Below are 18,052 nucleotides of genomic sequence, written 5' to 3' on the forward strand. Positions count from 1 at the left end.
AATCAGGATAAAGTACCACTAACACTTGAACGCACAAAAGCAAAAAAGCAAGAAAGCACAAAAGTACGAAAGTAAAAAGTACCTTCTCATTGCTTCAGCTGATTTCACAAGGAGTTGCCATTATGAACAAGCCATTATCTTTTTCTCAAAGTATTTGGGTGCTTGTCACCGTATTCGGAATCTTGTTTCCTGCCCTTTTCTGGGGCAAAGTTGAGCCGCATATGCCGCTCTTCCTCGCAACCATAGGAGCTGCCACTCTTCTCTTCCTGTTCGGCGTTCCGTGGAAGCAAATGGAGGAGGGCTTGATCAAAGGAATTCAAACCGCGATCGCTCCCATGCTGATTCTTTCCTTAATCGGAATTTTGATCGGGGTGTGGATGATGAGTGGAACCGTTCCGATGATTCTGCACCTCGGCATTTCGATCATCTCACCGGAGTACTTCACACTCTCCGCCCTGTTTCTGACGGTGATCGTCTCGACTGTTACAGGAAGCTCCTTTACCACGATTAGTACGGTAGGGGTCGCTATGATGGGGGTCTCGACTGCACTCGGACTTGACCCGTTGATTACAGCCGGAGCCATTATTTGTGGAGCTTGCTTCGGGGATAAAATGTCGCCGCTCTCCGACACGACCAACTTTGCAGCTGCTATTGCAGGCGTTTCCTTGTCGGAGCACGTCAAGTTCATGTCACGCACTGCCGTTCCTGCCCTTGTCATTACCGCGATTTTCTTCGGAATTCAAGGACAAAGCGCCAGTGTGAATCTAGACGCCATTCAAGAAATCCAGCTTGCTTTGGAACAAAACTTCTCGTTTGGCCTTTTATCGCTGCTGCCAGCATTCGTCGTCCTGTTATGCTCAGCGCTGCGAAAACCGATTTTGCCTACATTGGTATTCGGGATTTTGAGCGGGATTGTCACAGCTGCTCTATCGGAAGGAGTTACCTCTCCGGTTGAATGGATGACTGTCATGCAAAAAGGCTTCGTCAGCAATATCGCCAATGAAGCCGTTGCCTCAATCGTGGACCGCGGTGGACTGTTGTCGATGACCTGGTCCCTCGCCTTGATTTTGATTGCCTTGTCATTAGGGGGCATCCTGCAATACAGCGGTGTGTTTCATGCACTCTTTTCCGGATTCATCAATCGAATCAAACGAGACGCTGAGATGGTCGGACTTGCCGGATCTTCTTCTATTCTCGTGAATCTGCTGACAGGAGAACAATACTTGTCCATCCTGCTCCCTGGGCAGATGTTTCGTGAAGCATTTGCAGCTCGGGGAATGGCGGGCAGACGACTGTCTCGTACTCTCGAAGACTGCGGGACACTCGTCAACCCACTCATTCCATGGGGGGTAAGTGGTGCATTCTTTACCGCTACCTTGCATGTATCTACAGTGGAATACTTGCCTTATGTCATCTACCTGTGGGTCTCGCCAATTTTGACATTTCTATTCGCCATGCGTCGGCAGAAAGCTTAGCCGGCTGCATATACGGTCGTACAGTTTTTTCCTTTGCGCTTGGAGCGGTACAGTGCCTCATCTGCTGCCCGCTTCAAGCCATCTGCTGTGTTTGCGTCTTGAGGGTAGCGCGCAATGCCAACACTGACCGCAATCAAAATACAGCAATCGTCCTGTGATAAGGGGCGCAACCGCAAATATTCCCGAATGGCATGCGCTTTTTCCTCCGCCATCTCCATGGATGATCCGGGGCAAAGCAGCATGAACTCGTCTCCCGCATAACGATACGCAGTATCCTCTGGTCCCGCCACTTCTTTCATCGCTTCGGCAATTTGCTTAATCAGTGCGTCCCCTGCATGATGACCATAATGGTCGTTCACCGCTTTTAAGCTGTCTGAATCCAGCATGATCAAAGAGACAGACGCATCTTCTTCGCTCAGCAGCTTTTCCAAATCACGATGGAAAGCACGATAGTTCGCAATCCCTGTCAGCTCATCCTGAAACGACATCTGGTACATTCGCTCATACAAACGCGCCGTTTCGATAGCACTTGCTACCTGAAAACCTATGATTTTCAGTAGTTCCTCGTGCTCTTTTTTATAGGCGAACTCGCGATAAGACTGGGCAGAAATAACGCCTTTGATCTGATTCCCCAGCATGAGTGGAACGAAAATGCATGTATTCGTATCAATTTCCGGGCTTCCCCAGCGGATCATTTCTGGCTCGCTTGGCTCGTTCTTCATCGTCTTGATGTGGATGGTTTCCCGTGTATCAATCACTTTGGACACCATCGCTTGCCCATAAGGAATGGTGAGCGGACCGTAATTGACCCCATTATCGATGCTGATCGGAATTCTGATCTCACTGTCTCCTTCATCATAAAAGGCAATAAAGAAAGCATCAGCACGCATCACGCGCGAGACCAGCTCGAATGCTTTCCACAAAATTTTGCTTTCCTCAAACGTTTTGGCAAAAATGTGGCTGAGGTCGTGCAAAATCTTCATGTGCTCGGAGATCCACATCATTTCGGTTACCTTATTTCGCAGCTCCACAATCTGCTTCAGCAGTTCTGCATGCAAGGCACTGTCCTGTTCCGACAGCATACTGTCTACCTCACGAGATACCGCTTCAACCTCGCCAAGCTCGACTTCTTCTATGTTGCCGAGCCATTGGCTATAACGCTCCAACAACTGTCTTGCATACGCTTCTCTAACGTCGTGCTTCTCATGCATATTCAACCCTCCGGCTATTGGGTAGCTTTACGCTTTTTTTTCATGATATCGCTCAATAGCTGCACGGATGGCTTGCAAGACAGCTCCCTGACCAGGTGCTAAAAAACGTTCTTGGATCGCCTTTGTGATCTCCTGCATGCCATCTGCAACCGTCTTGCCTACAAGCAAGCTCACCAAAAACTCACTCGTCTTGTCCATGACAAAGGTAAAGCTGGCGTCGCAAATCACTTCGGCGTCTACATCAATAATGAGTACACAGCCTACCATGGTAGAAACCTCGTACAAGGTAGTTCCCTTGGGGATTTGGGCGAAGCCTGCTGTCAGTACCGTATTTTTGTTCATCCAGTCGTCCTCCTAGCTGCTGATCGGCAAGCATACCTCGACTGCCGTTCCGTTACCCGGGGTGCTTATCAACCGCAGAGTCCCCCGATGGTTTTCAATGATTTTGCGGCTCACCATCAATCCCAGGCCCGTCCCCGTTTCTTTCGTCGTGAAAAAAGCCTCTCCCAATCTCGCCATCTGATGGGCCGGGATCCCCACTCCATTGTCTTCAAACCGAATAACGACTCGGTCATCTTCACACCGCAGTCGAATCACAATTTCTCCATTCCCTGCGGTCGCTTCGATCCCATTTTTCAAAAAGTTAATGAAGGCTTGCTTCAACTGATTCTCATCGCAATGGATCAAGGGGACTTCCGATTCGAAAACGACCTGAATCATGACCTTTTTCAAAATCGCCTCCGTCTCCAAGAGCGTAACCACATGCGTGATCAGGTTGGACAGATCGCGGGCTTCAAACACAGTGGTATGCGGCTTCGCCAAGACCAACAGCTCCGTGACAATCATCTCGATTCGCGCCAATTCCGAGCTCATAATCGAAAAATACTCCGGCTTTCTCATGCCATCCTTTTGCATTAATTGCACAAAGCCTTTTAACGAGGTAAGCGGATTGCGTATCTCATGCGCGATCCCTGCGGCCAATTGCCCGACCAGCGCGAGTTTTTCCGAGTTTTGCAAAAATTCTTGCGCCCGTTTGCGTTCCGTAATATCTCGGATCAATATGTACATGGAGAGCTTGTCCTGAATCGGCACGGATGTTCCACACACTTCTACCTCTGTCCGACTGCCATCCAAACGGATCAGCTCGACCTCAATTGGCGCAGCTGTTTCCCCTTCTTCCAAAGTGCGGATGAGGCCCTTGATCTTCGCTACATCACGGGGATGGAAAAACGACTGAAATGGATACCATAACAGCTCGTCCAAGCCAGAAGCCCCCACCAGTTGTATCCCTGCTTGATTGACGTATTGAAGCTCCCCAGCACGGAAGATGAACGCACCTTCACCGGAAATATCCAATACTCTGCACTGTTTGGAACCATAGCTGTCCCCTAATGAGGCTGGAAGCTTCTGTACCATCGCATAATACCCAATAGACGTGCCTTCCTCCCAAAAGGTTCCATATGTAATATGCACGGGAATAGTTGTGCCATCCTTGTGACGAAAAGCGGTGAAAAAAGGTCTCGAATCGCCATTCATCGCAAATTGTGTTTGAAGGCGTACCATTTCCTGTTCTTCCGAAACAGCCAGCTTCCAAAATGAAGACCCTTCCCATTCTTCTACGGAGTAGCCGTTCAACACTTGACAGGCAGGATTGCCTTTAAAAACTCTACCAAATTGATCGAGCAGAAAAGTGGCCTGAATCATTTGATCAAAAAAGGAACGATAGAGATGACCACTTCTCCATCCACTATCCAATAAATTTTTCATCGTGCCCCTCCCTCCTGGGACGAGAAAACGGCTACTCCAAATTACGGAAATAGCCTGCAACGTTCTCAAATCCTATTCTCACCCAATTTTACCCTATTCGCTCTGTTGTTTCCATCCCCCGGAAAATTTAAATATGCGATTTTTCCAGTACCTCTGCACTGACACGCAGTTGCTCTGCCATTTTTTCGTCAACAGCCAAGCCCAGCTGTGTGACAGCTGCAACCAGCGCTCCGACAACAGGTGTTACGATGGGAATGACCGTTTGAAACGAAGCTCTCGCAACCAGCTGTTCCCGAAGGATTGTACTGGCAGTTAACAATCCTCCCGCCAAAACGACCGGTACGGGCTCCTGGACCTTTTTTAAGCAAGCATCGGCCAATTCCAGCAAATCCTCCACTGCTTGCTTGATCAATGCATTCGCCACCGGATCGCCTAGTGTTGCGGCTTGTTCCACGAGCTGACTCGTTTTTGCCAGCTCCTTTCTCGGATTGCTTCCCCCGTAGATTAGGCTGATCAGCTCATCAGGACGCTCTACGCCATAGTGGTCCATAAACAGTCTCGTCAGTACTGTCGATTCACCGCGCCCATCGTATTCGCGCATGACGGAGATTGCCGCTTTTTTGCCCAAATCAAACCCGCTGCCCTCATCTCCTACCAGATACCCCCATCCACCTACACGGTGCCTCGCCCCCTCTTTTGAAAAGGCACAGGCAATCGAGCCCGTACCGGCAAGGAGAACGACGCCTGGCTGCCCCCACGTCCCCGCGTAAAGGGCTGCGATGACATCATTATCAATCAATAGTCGTTCTCCCCACTCATCGGCAAAGGCATGCTGAATTCTTTCCTTGATCTGCGGACGATCTGCACCGCCAAGTCCGATAAACAGACTGGCTACTTCCTCTTTTTTGGCACCTGCCTTTATCCTCACAGCATCAATGAGTTGGCGTAGAGTAGCTTCCACATCCCCCCAGCTCCTGGAAAGCGGGTTTGATGATTCCCCCACCACAATTGCCCGTACCTGTCCTACCTCATTGCATATGGCTGCTCTGGTTTTGCTTCCGCCCCCATCGATCCCGATAAACCACTTTTCCCCATTACTTGACTGCACCTGCCGTCAACCCCTCCATAAACTGCCTCGATGCCATCAAAAACACGACGATCATCGGTAAGGCAGACAACGTGAGCCCAGCAAACAGCAGGCTCCAATCCGTTTCATATTCTCCAAACAGCACCATCATGCCTACCGGAATCGTCTTGAGCGCTTCCTCTTGAATGAAAATCAACGGGAAGAAAAAGTCGTTCCACGCATGAATGAAATTAATAATGACCACCGTAGCCAAGGCCGGACGAATCAGCGGCAAGAGCACGCGCCAAAACACCTGAAAATGGCTGCACCCATCGATCCGCGCCGCTTCCTCCAGCTCGATTGGCAACGTCCGAAAGAAGCCCGTCAAAATAAAAACAGAGATCGGAATGCCACTCGCCGTATAAATCAAAATCAGCGACCACAATGAATTCAAGAGCCCGAGATTCTTCATCAGCAAAAACAAGGGAACGATCCCCAGCTTGATCGGAATCATCAGGCCAATAATGAAAAAGAAGTATAGCCCCCCTGTCCATTTAAAGGAAAAGCGCGACAAGTAAAAGGCCGCCATCGCTGAAAAAACCGTAATGCACAAGACAGACATGGCACTGACAAATACACTGTTCCATAAAAAGTCAGCAAAAGGCACGGCTTCCCACAGCTTTTTATACGTATCCAGGCTAAATGTCTTGGGAAGGGAGAGCGGACTTGCAAAAATCTCCATGTTCGTCTTTAGCGAAGAAGCGATCATCAGTACGATCGGATATAGTGCGACTAACGCGAATAAATACGCCAGCACATAAGATACAGCTCTCCCACCCACAGTCATCTTCACAGCGCATTCTCCTTTCCACGCAGGAACACGCAAATTAGTGTTGGACTTCTCGCTTCCTCATCAAATAGAGTGACAGCGCCGACACAGACCCGACGATGAAAAACAACACGACAGCCAACGCCGAACCGAGTCCAAGGGTGACATCCCCAGCTCCGCTGCTAAACGCCATGCGATAAAAGTAAACCGCCAGCGTATCCGTCGAATAAAACGGCTCACCCATCGAGCCTTGCATGGCGTAGACGAGCTCGAACGCTTCAAACGCCTGAATGAACGTAAATATCGTCATAATCGTGATTGCTGGCATGCACAGCGGCAAAATAATCTTCCACAGCATCCGCAAGCCTGTTGCCCCATCCAATCTCGCCGCCTCGATCAAATCCTCCGGGATCGACTGTAGTCCCGCCAAAAAGATCAGCATGGCAAAGCCTATGCCAAACCAGCAGTTAATCAAAATAATCGCGAGAAGCGCTGTATCCGGGTCCCCAAGCCACGGTCTGGCCCACTCTTCTAGACCAATTTTTGCCAAAATGGTATTGAGTGCACCGTAATTCGGATTTAAAATTAATTTCCACAAAAACCCAATCACAATAACTGACAGCAGCCTTGGCATGAAATAAGCGATCTTGAGGAACCCGGAACCTCGTATTTTGCGATAGATGAGAAAAGCCAGTCCGAAAGCGATCCCATTTTGCACGAGCATTTCGACCACAAAGTAGAAGACGTTATGCCGAAAAGCATTCCAGAACATTTCGTTGAAAGGCTCTACCGTAAACAGCGTAATGAAATTTTGCAGTCCAACAAAAACCCCGCGCTTGATGCCATTCCAGTCGTACAAGCTGTATAAGAATGCCGAAAAGATCGGGTACACGACAAACAACATATAAATAACAAGCGCGGGCAGCGGAAACAAGTGTATCATCCAGCGCACTTGCCCCTTTGTTCGAATGCTTTTCCGGTTTACCGTCTCGATGATACCCACCCCTTTTTTACGAAAATCATCGCGGCCTGTTCAGAAGCCGGGAGTGAACCCAACTCAGGTCCACTCCCCCTTTCCGTCTGCTATTTTCTACTTTTTAAAGGGAGGAAACCAGGTAGACGCAGACTTTTGTACTTCTTCTACGACCTGCGCAGGGGTGAGCTTGCCTAAATACATGCCTTGGAGGGCGTTTTCCAATGTTTGCTTCGTCGTCGGTTTTCCTTCCGCGAAGTTGACCACCATCAAATAGGGTGTGGCGCTTGATTGGGACAGCTCTGCCATCTTGTTTACCAATGGATCGTCAGTCGATACACCTGGCACCGCGCTGATTCGTTTGAACTGATTCGCGAATAGCTCCCCAAACTTTTTCGTCGCCATGAATTCCATGAACTTCAATGCCTCTTCTTTGTGCTTGGACTTGGCATTGACGGCATACGAGCCATCGACCCAGGTTGTCAGGACTTGTTTTCCGTCATCGGTTGGCATCGGGAAGAAATCAAGTGGCAAATCGGGGTTGAGCTTTTTGATGCCTTCCAATTCAAAGCTGCCATTGATGAACATCGCTGCTTTTTCCGTGGCGAACAACGTCCGCATATCATTCAATTCGAGACCCACATAATTTTCCGGGAAATAAGGGATAAGCTCTTGCATACGCTGCACGGATTCGAGGAACTCGGCGCTTTTCAGGTCACTTTCTCCTTTTAGCAGCTTGTCGAGATAGTCCGTTCCGCTGTAGCTAGCTGGAGCAATCACACCATGACTGAGAGAGAGGAGCCAGCCTTCCTTTGCTCCAAAAGAGATCGGGACGATTCCTTTCTCTTTCAATGTTTTGGCTGTCGCGATCAGCTCATCCCAGCTTTTCGGTGCCTGGAGGCCATTTTGCTCGAAGATTTTCCTGTTGTAGTAAAATTGCGTGGAGTTCAGGGATAGTGGGACACCGTAGACTTTACCATCTTTACCTGTGGCCGCTGCGAGGACGTCTTTTGGTATGGTAGATATGCCTGGCACATTGTCGAGAGGCTCCAGATGTCCAGCTTCAGCCAGGGCAATCCCCGGAGCGTAGGGACGCAGCTGCAAAATATCTGGACCACTGTCGCTTTGGAGCGCCGTGTTCAGGATGGTATTGTACTCCGTTGCTTTGAATGGCTTGAAGTCGATCTTGATATTCGGATTGTCTGCCTCAAAAGCTTTGATGATTGCTTTGTAGCCCTCCGTGTCTTCTACACGCCAGCTATGCATCGAGAGTGTTACCTGCTGTCCTCCACCCTGCCCGCCGCCAGACTCTGTTTCGTTTCCTCCACCGCTACATCCTGTCACCACCATAACCGCAGCCAACACGATAGAAGCTACAAAACGAAAACGAAATTGCTTCATGCGAAACCCTCCCCCTTTTTCTTCCCTTAGGTCTGCAAAAGCTGGGCCGTAACAGCATCATGCAAAATCGGCCGTAATTTCCGAAGCTGATGATTGCGGCCTAGATGTACGACGTTGGTAAGAAAGATGACAGCAAACTGTTGCTCCGGGTCGATCCACATACTGGTACCAGTAAAGCCCGTATGCCCGAAGCTCTTACGATGCAAGCCGCTTCCACAGCTCAGCGTGGTGGATGCTTGATTGAGCTCCCAGCCATACCCTCTACACCCACCTGCTTGCTCCGCATGATTGCGAATCGCCAGTTCGTACCATTCGCACGCAAGTAATCGAGGATCTTGGTACAACCAGCTCATCGCGTATCGGCACAGATCGTCAGCCGTTGAGAAGAGTCCAGCATGTCCGGCAACCCCTCCCATCGCAAAAGCTTTCTCGTCATGAACCTCGCCTGTGATGTAGGCGTTGGTGAGGCTGCAATATTCAGTAGACGCAATATTCCGATAAATAAACCGATCCGGACAGTAAACGGTATGTGTCATGCCCAATGGGGTGAAGATGCGCCGGGTAACAAACTGATCCAAGCGCTCTCCTGTTGCTTGCTCGATAACAAGGCCCAACCAGATCATGCCCAAATCACTGTAAACTGCACGGGCCCCTGGTTTGTGAATCAATTCTTGCGCATACAACAACTCTGGCAAATCGATCTCGCTATCGCGTCTTCTCTCTGCCAAATCTGCCGGCATTCCTGATGTATGCGTAAGCAGCTGCGCGAGTGTGATCCGCTTCTTATCAGCGGGACAATCGGGGAAAAATCGTCCAATCTGATCATCTAGCGCTACCACTCCCTCCTGCACAAGCAAGAGGATAGCAGGCAGCGTCGCCGTTACTTTGGTGAGCGACGCCAGGTCAAACATGGTATCCGGCGTCACCCGCTGGTCTTTGGCGATACTCGTCGTTCCGACATCACACGCATACCAGATACGACGATCACGCACGATTCGCAAGGCAGCTCCCGGCAACAAACCGTTGTCCACCCATCCTTGCAATAGCAGCTCCAGATCGTCCATGTCTTCCCTCCCTTCTCCTACGTCGATGAGCGTTTCGTCCGACTGACAGCAAGCCTTGATTTTTCCAACAGGGGAATGACTTGCTCTTGCATCCTGCTGATCATAGTAATAAACAAAATATCGATGACGTTTAATTGGGCAATGCGTGAAGCCATGGCTCCGCTGCGAATGCTTTTTTCTACCGAGCTGGTGAACAGCCGGATGTTGGCTAGTTCGGCTACTGGCGAGGGACCGAATTTGGTCAGGGTAATAATGGTCGCTCCTTGCTGCTTGGCCTCCGTCAACGATTGAATAATGTCTTCGGTCTGTCCTGAATAAGATATGCCGATGACCACGTCTTTTTCCGTCAACGTGACGGCCGACGTCAATTGTGCGTGAAAATCCGAATAAGCCTCACACCACAGGTTAATCCGCGAAAATTTTTGCCGGATATCGTCGGCAATGACCGCCGATGCTCCGACGCCGTATACATCGATCTTTCTGGCTACCGACAGCACGTCGACTGCTTTCTTTACTTCTTCGTTGGACAAGACAGAGAGCGTATCCTGGATGGATTGAATATTATTCCAGCTGACCGCTTGCATAATCGATTCAACTGAACCCTCCATCATAATCTCCTGATAGCTGCCTATCGCCGTCTGTTTGGTCAAATCTCCTGCGACACGCAGCTTTAGCTCCTGGTATCCCTTCATATTAAGAGAGCGAGCCAAACGGATAATCGTCGCCTCGGAAACCCCACTATATTCCGCCAGTTTTTGGACAGAAAGCTTCACGACATCTTCCGGGTGAGCCAGGATATAATCAGCGACTTTTCGCTCCGAAGGCTTCAATTGATCCAAGATTGCTTGCAGGCTGACAAGCCCTCCATTTAACATATGTGACATCGCTTTCTTCCCCCAAATCTTATCTACATTTTATGTAGCATTATTTCTCTCGTCAATTGTTATCTAATAAACAATATTTCAATATCACGAAGCTCAGTACAACTCTCCTGAATTTGTTCTCTCTTTTTCTAAAAATTCCCCCCTTGACTTTCTCGCGGCGTCAAGCTTTACGCTTGCATCGCTACCAGGAATAAAAAGGAGGATTTTCCCATGAAAACGTTACTGATTAAAGACTGCATGATAGTGACGATGGTTGAGGGAGAGAAGCCATTTCTCGGGGATCTTTGCATCGTGGATGGTCGAATCGCCAAAATCGGATCATCCCTTGTAGAGGAAGCAGACCGTGTCATACTGGCTAAAAATAGGGTAGCGATGCCCGGTCTCATCAACGTGCACAACCATGCCAGCATGTCCTTGCTGCGTGCTTTTTCCGATGACCTCAAGCTGATGGATTGGTTGGACAAAAAGATGCTCCCGGCTGAAGCCCGAATGACAAGGGAAGATGTCTACTGGGGAACGACACTCGGGATTGCGGAAATGATCGCCTCTGGCACGACCGCTTTTGCCGATATGTACGTGCATATGGATGCTGTTGCCCAATCGGTACTTGATTCCGGTATACGCGCTTCCTTGACACGCGGCATGGTCTTTCTCGAGGATGACGGAGGACGACGAATGGCCGAAGCCTTAGACCTTATCGACAACTGGACGGGGGCTGGCGATGGCAGAATCACGACGATGCTCGGTCCACACGCTCCTTATACGTGCCCGCCAAAGCCTTTGCAAGGAGTCATCGAGCTTGCCCGCAAGCGCCAAATCCCGCTCCACATCCATCTGGCTGAAACGATTGAGGAAGGAGAGAAAATCCGGGCCAAGTACAATCAGACTCCCACGGAGTATTTGCATGAACTGGGCATGTTCCACGATACGCATGTCTTGCTCGCGCATGCTGTTCATTTGAATGAATCCGATGTTGCACTTCTTCGCGGGATGAGAGGCGGTGTCGCACATAATCCTGTCAGCAATTTGAAGCTCGGCTGCGGCATCGCCCCTGTCAGAGAGCTGATCGAGGCTGGGGTCACCGTCGGGATGGGAACAGATGGTGCTGGCAGTGCTACGACTCTCGATATGTTTGCCGAGATCAAAGCCGCGACTTGGATGCAAAAGCTCAAGCACGGTGATCCGACGGTACTGCCTGCCGAAGCGGCATTGCGCATGGCAACCATCGAAAGTGCAAAGCTGCTTGCGATCGATCACGAGGTCGGAACCTTGGAAGCCGGGAAGAGAGCTGACCTCATCCTGATCGATCTGGATAAACCTCATCTACAGCCTGTGCATAACATCCCTGCCCTGCTTGCCTATAGCGTGACAGGAGCCGATGTGGATACAACCATTGTGAACGGAGAAATTTTGATGCATCAGCGCCAATTCCAAACCCTCCATTGGGAGGAAATAAAGAGAGAAGCGACAGCGCGAGCCAGCCGACTCGTAGAAGGTCTGTAATTGCTTTTGTGCTCACAGGTTGAGCAGGCAGAAGCCAACCGCGAGACACATGGCAAACACGCTCCACATGAAATAGGGAATGAGCAGCGAGGATGCGATTTTGTGGTGGGGACGAATGGCACGAATCAACACCCAAGTCGAATACATCACCAAAATGGTATCCAGCGCAGCCAACACGAGCAGTTGATACCCGATAAACAACACGAAAAAAAGTTGATGAAAAAACCAATTGATTCCATATAGGAGCAAAAGTTCGCGGTCTATCTGCCTCGTTCGAATCAAAATCAGTAACGACCATGCTATGAGTCCGTATAAAATGAGCCAGATGATGCGAAACAAGTAGATTGGCGGTGTTCCATCGGGCTTGGCAAGGGAATCATACCAGGCTCCACCGTCTGGAAAAGCAAGACCACCCAGTGAATAGAGGACCCCTCCCGCAAGAAATAGAAGACTATTGTGCACCAATCTCATCCAGGCAGTCACCCTTTCCTCTTCTTTCTCTTCTATATCTATGAGTGGTCCTTCTCTTTTCATGCTAGTTTCAGAGATTTCTTTTTTGGTATAAAAAACTTTTTGGTACGTTGCTGTAGTGCCGGGGAGGAAACAGGAGAAAACGCTCAGCTTCTTGTCCCACCCGCTGGGGGATTCACTGCCCGCCTCCATGCAAAAAGCGAAACCGCGTCCAAAGTGGTCCTTTCAGGATGTATTTCAGAGGTGGACGCTTAAGGACGTGTTTCGCTTTTTGCATTCCGTCTCGGTCGGTGTACCAAAGATCTTCGCTGTTTTCTCCTGTTTCCTCTACGAGCTTTCCGTGTTTACCGATCTTTTAACGCCTTAAAAGATTGAAGAATGTAAGAAGTTACGACAGAGAAGAATATTTCCAGACGTAGCGACTTGTGGAGTCCTACCGAGCGGAGAAGGGATTTGCGGGCAAAAGAAACGCAACGTGCCCCTACGTCGAAGCGGCTACCACTTTTGCGTTTCCCCGCAAATCCCTTCGGAGCGGGCAGTCTCAACCCCCAGCAGGACGGAGCCTGAAGCCTAGACTGGAAATATTCTTCTCCCCACCGCAGCCACTTACTAAAAACCTTACAGTTGTTGCTGTAGTGCTGGGGAGGAAACAGGAGAAAACGCTCAGCTTCTAGGGCCACCCGCTGTGGGATTGACTGCCCGGCTCCATGAAAAAAAGCGAAACCCGCGTCCAAAGTCGTCCATTCAGGATGTGTCTCAGAGGTGGACGCTAAAAGCTTGTTTCTCTTTTTTTCATTGCGCCTCGGTCGGTGTCCCTAAGATCTTCGCTTATTTCTCCTGTTTCCTCTACGAGCCTTCAGCGTTCAACAGGTTTTAAAAGCCTTAAAAGATTGAGGAATGCAATCAGTTACGACAGAGAAGAATATTTCCAGACGTAGCGACTTGTGGAGTCCTACCGAGCGGAGAAGGGATTTGCGGGCAAAAGAAACGCAACGTGCCCGTGCTACGAAGCGGCTACCACTTTTGCGTTTCCCCGCAAATCCCTTCGGAGCGGGCAGTCTTAGCCCCCAGCAGGACGGAGCCTGGAGCCTAGACTGGAAATATTCTTCTCCCCACCGCAGCCACTTACATAAAATCGCCATAAAAAAAACCGCTAATCCCATCCTCCGTAGATTAGCGGTTCTATGTATCTTAGATCGAGTTATGGCAAACGCAATGTCTCCCCTGGCATCAATGCCTTGCCTCTGATGTCTTTCTCAGCCAGCTCGGCTACGAATGCTTCCCCATCCTGTTTGATCGGCGGGAATGTATCGTAATGAATAGGCACAACAAAATCGGCTTGTACCCATTCGGCAGCCACGAGTGCATCCTCAGGTCCCATTGTGAACACATCTCCAATCGGCAGAAACGCCAAATCGATGTTATGACGCTCTCCGATCAGCTTCATATCACCAAACAGTCCTGTATCCCCAGCGTGATAGATCGTTTTTCCACCCAGCTCGATCACAAAGCCCCCTGGCATTCCCATGTACACGATTTGTTGCTCATCATCCAGTACGACACCAGAGCTGTGGAACGCCTGTGTCATTTTCACTTTTCCAAATGGAAGTTTGACAGAGCCTCCCAGATTCATCGAGATGGTCTTGACTCCCTGCCAGCTCAAGTAGGTAGCAAGCTCATGGGTTGCAACGATTGTCGCATCGTTTTTCTTGGCCAACTCTACCGCATCCAGAATATGATCTTGGTGTCCGTGTGTCAGAAGGATGTACTGAACAGAGATGTCTTCCAGCTTGGTTGCTGCCACTGGGCTTCCAGAAATAAATGGATCAATCATGATCGAATGCCCTTCACTTGTTACCTGCACAGAAGAATGTCCGTGAAACCGAATATCCAACATAGTGGTACCCCCTCTATTCGCAGCGTTTTTTCAGTCCCTTTTATGTTACCATGCCGCAGGGTGCAAAGAATAGGAAAGGCCGTCGATCACTCGACAGCCTGAGAAATAAATCCTAATTTTATACAGTTAGAACTCAGCAATCACCGTCATGTTCGGTAACGGCAACAATCTTCGAATTCCGAATAATGGTGCGGTTGTTACCATTGTTCTCTCGAAGAGTAATGGTGGACGATTTTACCTCTACCAATCTGCCGAAAAAAGTGCCATCTACGGTTTCAACCTTAACATTTCTACCTTCGAACTTTTTTACCTGGTCTCTGAATGCCATGGTTAATCCCTCCTTCTCATGCATCCTATGTACATTTGGCACAGCCCTACTGAGCACATGCGGAGTTCAAGAGAAAATGTACTTGTACCCGTCCGTCATTTGTCCTCATACTTTCTCTCCAACTTTGTCGTCTGATGGCAAATTTACGCCAAGCTACAGCGCTGCATACGAACACTGTTAGATTTTGTCGCACGATTCCAAAAGGAAAACCATTTTGACGTACAGAAACGGTATAGCAAGAGATGAGCGGATTTACGCAGAGGAGGGATTTCCATGGGAGAGGTTATCGAGTTATTGGCACGGGAGAGAACGTACAGTGGCAGAGAGGTTGCGGGACTGTTAGGAATTGGGGCCAGCACCTTGCGCAAGTGGAGCATGCTCTTGGAACAGCATGGCTACTGGTTTTTGCGGGATAGTCAGAATCGTCGGGAGTACAGGCAGGTAGATATTACGTGTCTTCAGCGCTTTTATAGCTTAACGAAGGACCAACTCATTCCGCAAGATGAGGCTGCCCGAATGGTTGCTACGCAAAGCTCACCTGAACCTGCCCGAAAGGAAACGGCCGTTGCGGTTGCATTCCCGCCTGTTTCCTCACATCCGGATCTGAACCACACTGCTCTTGAAGAGCTGGATGAAAAGCTGCATGCCTTGGCTTCCCATGTCCAGCAACAAGACGCCGCCTACTTAGCGCTGTTAGCACGTGTAGAAAAGCAGGAAACCTATATTACCAACAACCTGAAGGAACGTGATCGCCGCTTGACCAAGGCAATGAATGACATTATGGATGCCAAAATCGAGTTAGCCAAAATCAGAGACGCTGAACGGAAAACATCGATTTGGCAGAAGCTTTTTCGGATTCGCTAGACGGCAGCAAACTGTACATTGTCGCCTTCTTTTTTCTCGCTGCCAGCTGGCTTAGGATGCCCGGACGTCTCGCTTACGAAATGGCCAGATCCACATGATAAACGCTCCATCCAGTTGCTCCGGGCAGCCTTCGCTCTTACCACAAAACACCTCTACTTTTCCTCTTTTTTCCGCGGTTTTTCTCCTGTTTTCGCCATTCTTTTCTATGGAAATTTCTTATTGATAATAGTAATCATTCTCTATATAATCATAATCGATCCAATAGAGATTGATTCTCATTATCATAAATGTTCAGGAGGCTACGTACATTGAAACATGCAGGATGGAAAACCGGGATGATTGCTTTGCTACTGACAGGTGTAGTTGGATGCAGCAATTCCGCGTCCCCCGAAGCTCCCACACAACAATCTGCTACCAGCTCACATCCGGACTCGTCGACATCAAGTCAACAAGCCTTTCATACAATCAAAATCAGCGTAGATGAAAAGAAGGCAGAAGAGCTACTCACCCAATTCAAAACACAGCCACCTACAAAAGTCGTGACCGTTTCCGTAGCGATTACCGAAATACTGAACGAGCTGGGTGTCACTCCCGTAGGCGTACCGACGACAAGCAGCAAGCTGCCAGCCTCCCTCGACAATGTTCCGCGTATCGGCACTTCTCACCAGCCTGATTTGGAGCAGGTCGCGAAGCTTCAGCCTGACGTCATTCTCGGCCCTACCTCAATCCAAGCGAGCATTGATAAAAAATTCAAGCCCGCTGCGTTACCCACTGCGTACTTGCCTGTAGACTCAATCGACGAGCTCAAACTGTCTACCGTCGTACTCGGACGCCTGTTCAAGCAGGAAGAGAAAGCAACAGCGTTTCTCCAATCCATCATGGAAAAGGAAAAAACCATCATAGAAGCAACCAAAGGAAAATCCGCTCCCAAAGTATTGTTCTTGTTCGGTTCATCCGAAGCCCTTATGGTCATGAATGAAAATACATTTGTCGGAAGCCTTGCCCGCAATCTCGGCGCATCCAACGTCGCTTCCGATGTCCTGAAACAAACCGAAACATACGTGCCGCTCAACATGGAATCGATTGTAGCTGCCAATCCCGATGTCATCTTACTGGTAGCGCATGGCGATCCGAACGCGGTAACCAAAAAGTTCGAAGAAGACGTGAAGAAAAACGGCGCATGGGAAAAACTGAGCGCATTTAAAAATGGCAAAATGAAAGCACTCGATTACAGCACATTCGGGATCGCCTCTCTGGTAAAAGTCCCGGCTGCCTACGAGGAGCTCGCAAACATCCTGTATAACGAATAAGGAGTTTTTCCAGTGAACCAGCACATTCCGAACAGGAAAGCAGCTCTCTTGGTGACAGCTTGCATCATGCTCGTTGTAGCTGTACTGCTCTCCATTGGTCTGGGGAGCGTGCGCCTCACTCTTGCCGAAACGATTGAAACCTTACTCGGACACGGCGATGCCGCCAGTCAAACCATCCTGTGGGATATCCGGATTCCGCGTATTTTTCTTGCCCTATTGATCGGGGCCAATCTCGCTGCATCAGGTGCCCTCCTGCAAGCAGTCATGCAAAATCCGCTTGCCGATCCAGGCTTGACGGGCGTATCCAGTGGGGCGGCCGTTACGGTGTTGTTCATCATGCTGGTCGTGCCCGACTATTCTTACTTGATACCTCTAGCTGCCATCATTGGTGGCGGAGTAGCAGCAGGCATGGTCTACTCCATGGCTTGGAAAAAACAGGGTGGATTAACACCTGTGCGCATCATATTATCGGGGGTTGCAGTCAACGCTGTCTTCGGCGGAGCAATCGGATTATTGTCCATCCTGTACAGTGACAAGCTGCCGGGTGCGCTGCAATGGATGAATGGCAGTCTGTCCGGAAAAGGAATGGGCGATGTCATGGTGATGCTTCCCTACTCGATCGTCGGGTGGATCGCAGCCCTGTTATCGATCAGGCAGGCAAACATTTTACGCCTCGGAGAACAAGTCGCTCACAATTTAGGGCAGAACTTGCATCGCTTGCGCCTCTCTCTTTCTATCATCGCGGTCTATCTGGCAGCTGTTTCGGTATCGACTGTCGGCCTTGTTGGGTTTATCGGACTCGTCGTGCCGCACATGGCTCGCATGCTCGTCGGCTCTGATTACCGTCTCTGCTTGCCGTTTAGCCTCGTGCTTGGCTCTCTTGTCTTGCTTGTTGCCGATACGTTTGGTCGAACTGCATTCGCTCCTTTGGAGATTCCTGCCGGGATTGTGATGGCAATCGTGGGCGGACCTTATTTTCTTTACTTGATGCGAAAAGGGGGCATGTGAC

Annotated in this window: 18 protein-coding genes; 5 read left to right on the forward strand and 13 right to left on the reverse strand. The window is 49.6% G+C overall.

The window, feature by feature from the left end:
* The first annotated feature begins 122 nt into the window (after positions 1-122).
* The gene (gene nhaC, locus FB479_RS08540) at positions 123-1,475 is read left to right on the forward strand and encodes a Na+/H+ antiporter NhaC (protein ID WP_142064171.1); all 1,353 of its coding nucleotides are present in this window, start codon (positions 123-125) and stop codon (positions 1,473-1,475) included.
* On the opposite strand, the gene FB479_RS08545 is transcribed toward nhaC, so the two are convergent.
* From FB479_RS08545 to FB479_RS08585, 9 genes are all read right to left on the reverse strand, one after another.
* Positions 1,472-2,686: a sensor domain-containing diguanylate cyclase gene (locus tag FB479_RS08545; protein ID WP_142064173.1), complete on the reverse strand. Its 1,215-nt coding sequence runs from the start codon at positions 2,684-2,686 to the stop codon at positions 1,472-1,474. The genes nhaC and FB479_RS08545 overlap by 4 nt on opposite strands.
* Before the next feature lie 27 nt (positions 2,687-2,713).
* Entirely contained in the window at positions 2,714-3,028 is a 315-nt protein-coding gene (locus FB479_RS08550) for a DUF3870 domain-containing protein (protein WP_007725309.1), read from the reverse strand.
* A gap of 12 nt (positions 3,029-3,040) precedes the next feature.
* Entirely contained in the window at positions 3,041-4,453 is a 1,413-nt protein-coding gene (locus tag FB479_RS08555; RefSeq protein ID WP_106654045.1) for an ATP-binding protein, read from the reverse strand.
* 127 nt (positions 4,454-4,580) lie between these two features.
* A complete protein-coding gene (locus FB479_RS08560; protein WP_142064176.1) occupies positions 4,581-5,561 on the reverse strand; it encodes an N-acetylglucosamine kinase in 981 nt (326 codons plus the stop codon).
* Positions 5,548-6,372 carry a carbohydrate ABC transporter permease gene (locus FB479_RS08565; RefSeq protein ID WP_106654043.1) on the reverse strand — a complete coding sequence of 275 codons (825 nt, stop codon included), beginning with the start codon at positions 6,370-6,372 and terminating at the stop codon, positions 5,548-5,550. Before FB479_RS08565 ends, FB479_RS08560 begins: the two co-directional genes overlap by 14 nt.
* Before the next feature lie 34 nt (positions 6,373-6,406).
* Positions 6,407-7,300 (reverse strand): carbohydrate ABC transporter permease, encoded by an 894-nt coding sequence (locus FB479_RS08570; protein WP_142064179.1) that lies wholly within the window; start codon positions 7,298-7,300, stop codon positions 6,407-6,409.
* A 138-nt stretch (positions 7,301-7,438) separates the two neighbouring features.
* A complete protein-coding gene (locus tag FB479_RS08575) occupies positions 7,439-8,722 on the reverse strand; it encodes an ABC transporter substrate-binding protein (RefSeq protein ID WP_142064182.1) in 1,284 nt (427 codons plus the stop codon).
* Between the two features lie 26 nt (positions 8,723-8,748).
* Complete coding sequence (locus FB479_RS08580) at positions 8,749-9,786, reverse strand: serine hydrolase domain-containing protein (protein ID WP_142064184.1); 1,038 nt, start codon at positions 9,784-9,786, stop codon at positions 8,749-8,751.
* A gap of 17 nt (positions 9,787-9,803) precedes the next feature.
* Positions 9,804-10,661, reverse strand: coding sequence for a MurR/RpiR family transcriptional regulator (locus tag FB479_RS08585; RefSeq protein WP_483297510.1), 858 nt, complete (start codon positions 10,659-10,661; stop codon positions 9,804-9,806).
* Positions 10,662-10,880: 219 nt separating this feature from the next.
* On the opposite strand from FB479_RS08585, the gene FB479_RS08590 reads away from it, so the two are divergent.
* Positions 10,881-12,173, forward strand: a complete 1,293-nt coding sequence (locus FB479_RS08590) for an amidohydrolase (RefSeq protein ID WP_142064190.1) — start codon at positions 10,881-10,883, stop codon at positions 12,171-12,173.
* A gap of 12 nt (positions 12,174-12,185) precedes the next feature.
* On the opposite strand, the gene FB479_RS08595 is transcribed toward FB479_RS08590, so the two are convergent.
* The 3 genes from FB479_RS08595 to FB479_RS08610 form a co-directional block, all read right to left on the reverse strand.
* Positions 12,186-12,644 carry a TspO/MBR family protein gene (locus FB479_RS08595; RefSeq protein ID WP_142064193.1) on the reverse strand — a complete coding sequence of 153 codons (459 nt, stop codon included), beginning with the start codon at positions 12,642-12,644 and terminating at the stop codon, positions 12,186-12,188.
* A gap of 1,201 nt (positions 12,645-13,845) precedes the next feature.
* Positions 13,846-14,541 (reverse strand): metal-dependent hydrolase, encoded by a 696-nt coding sequence (locus tag FB479_RS08605; RefSeq protein WP_142064196.1) that lies wholly within the window; start codon positions 14,539-14,541, stop codon positions 13,846-13,848.
* 133 nt (positions 14,542-14,674) lie between these two features.
* The gene (locus FB479_RS08610; RefSeq protein ID WP_106655619.1) at positions 14,675-14,869 is read right to left on the reverse strand and encodes a DUF2642 domain-containing protein; all 195 of its coding nucleotides are present in this window, start codon (positions 14,867-14,869) and stop codon (positions 14,675-14,677) included.
* Between the two features lie 273 nt (positions 14,870-15,142).
* Between FB479_RS08610 and FB479_RS08615 the strand changes: the two genes are divergently transcribed.
* Positions 15,143-15,733 (forward strand): MerR family transcriptional regulator, encoded by a 591-nt coding sequence (locus tag FB479_RS08615; RefSeq protein ID WP_106655620.1) that lies wholly within the window; start codon positions 15,143-15,145, stop codon positions 15,731-15,733.
* Here the strand turns inward: FB479_RS08615 and FB479_RS30435 are convergent.
* Entirely contained in the window at positions 15,730-15,876 is a 147-nt protein-coding gene (locus FB479_RS30435) for a hypothetical protein (protein ID WP_164724508.1), read from the reverse strand. The genes FB479_RS08615 and FB479_RS30435 overlap by 4 nt on opposite strands.
* A 165-nt stretch (positions 15,877-16,041) precedes the next feature.
* On the opposite strand from FB479_RS30435, the gene FB479_RS08620 reads away from it, so the two are divergent.
* Both FB479_RS08620 and FB479_RS08625 read left to right on the forward strand, forming a co-directional pair.
* On the forward strand, positions 16,042-17,043 hold the full coding sequence (locus FB479_RS08620) for a helical backbone metal receptor (protein WP_142064199.1): 1,002 nt from the start codon (positions 16,042-16,044) through the stop codon (positions 17,041-17,043).
* A 12-nt stretch (positions 17,044-17,055) separates the two neighbouring features.
* The gene (locus tag FB479_RS08625) at positions 17,056-18,051 is read left to right on the forward strand and encodes a FecCD family ABC transporter permease (RefSeq protein WP_106655622.1); all 996 of its coding nucleotides are present in this window, start codon (positions 17,056-17,058) and stop codon (positions 18,049-18,051) included.
* Position 18,052 lies beyond the last annotated feature (1 nt).

Origin of the sequence: Brevibacillus sp. AG162 (assembly GCF_006715575.1) — a bacterium.
Taxonomy (GTDB): Bacteria; Bacillota; Bacilli; order Brevibacillales; family Brevibacillaceae; genus Brevibacillus; species Brevibacillus brevis.

Coding starts and splice junctions, on each gene's coding strand:
- nhaC (WP_142064171.1), top strand. CDS start 123: ATGAACAAGCCATTATCTTTTTCTCAAAGTATTTGGGTGCTTGTCACC.
- FB479_RS08545 (WP_142064173.1), bottom strand. CDS start 2,686: ATGCATGAGAAGCACGACGTTAGAGAAGCGTATGCAAGACAGTTGTTG.
- FB479_RS08550 (WP_007725309.1), bottom strand. CDS start 3,028: ATGAACAAAAATACGGTACTGACAGCAGGCTTCGCCCAAATCCCCAAG.
- FB479_RS08555 (WP_106654045.1), bottom strand. CDS start 4,453: ATGAAAAATTTATTGGATAGTGGATGGAGAAGTGGTCATCTCTATCGT.
- FB479_RS08575 (WP_142064182.1), bottom strand. CDS start 8,722: ATGAAGCAATTTCGTTTTCGTTTTGTAGCTTCTATCGTGTTGGCTGCG.
- FB479_RS08580 (WP_142064184.1), bottom strand. CDS start 9,786: ATGGACGATCTGGAGCTGCTATTGCAAGGATGGGTGGACAACGGTTTG.
- FB479_RS08585 (WP_483297510.1), bottom strand. CDS start 10,661: ATGTTAAATGGAGGGCTTGTCAGCCTGCAAGCAATCTTGGATCAATTG.
- FB479_RS08590 (WP_142064190.1), top strand. CDS start 10,881: ATGAAAACGTTACTGATTAAAGACTGCATGATAGTGACGATGGTTGAG.
- FB479_RS08595 (WP_142064193.1), bottom strand. CDS start 12,644: ATGAGATTGGTGCACAATAGTCTTCTATTTCTTGCGGGAGGGGTCCTC.
- FB479_RS08605 (WP_142064196.1), bottom strand. CDS start 14,541: ATGTTGGATATTCGGTTTCACGGACATTCTTCTGTGCAGGTAACAAGT.
- FB479_RS08610 (WP_106655619.1), bottom strand. CDS start 14,869: ATGGCATTCAGAGACCAGGTAAAAAAGTTCGAAGGTAGAAATGTTAAG.
- FB479_RS08615 (WP_106655620.1), top strand. CDS start 15,143: ATGGGAGAGGTTATCGAGTTATTGGCACGGGAGAGAACGTACAGTGGC.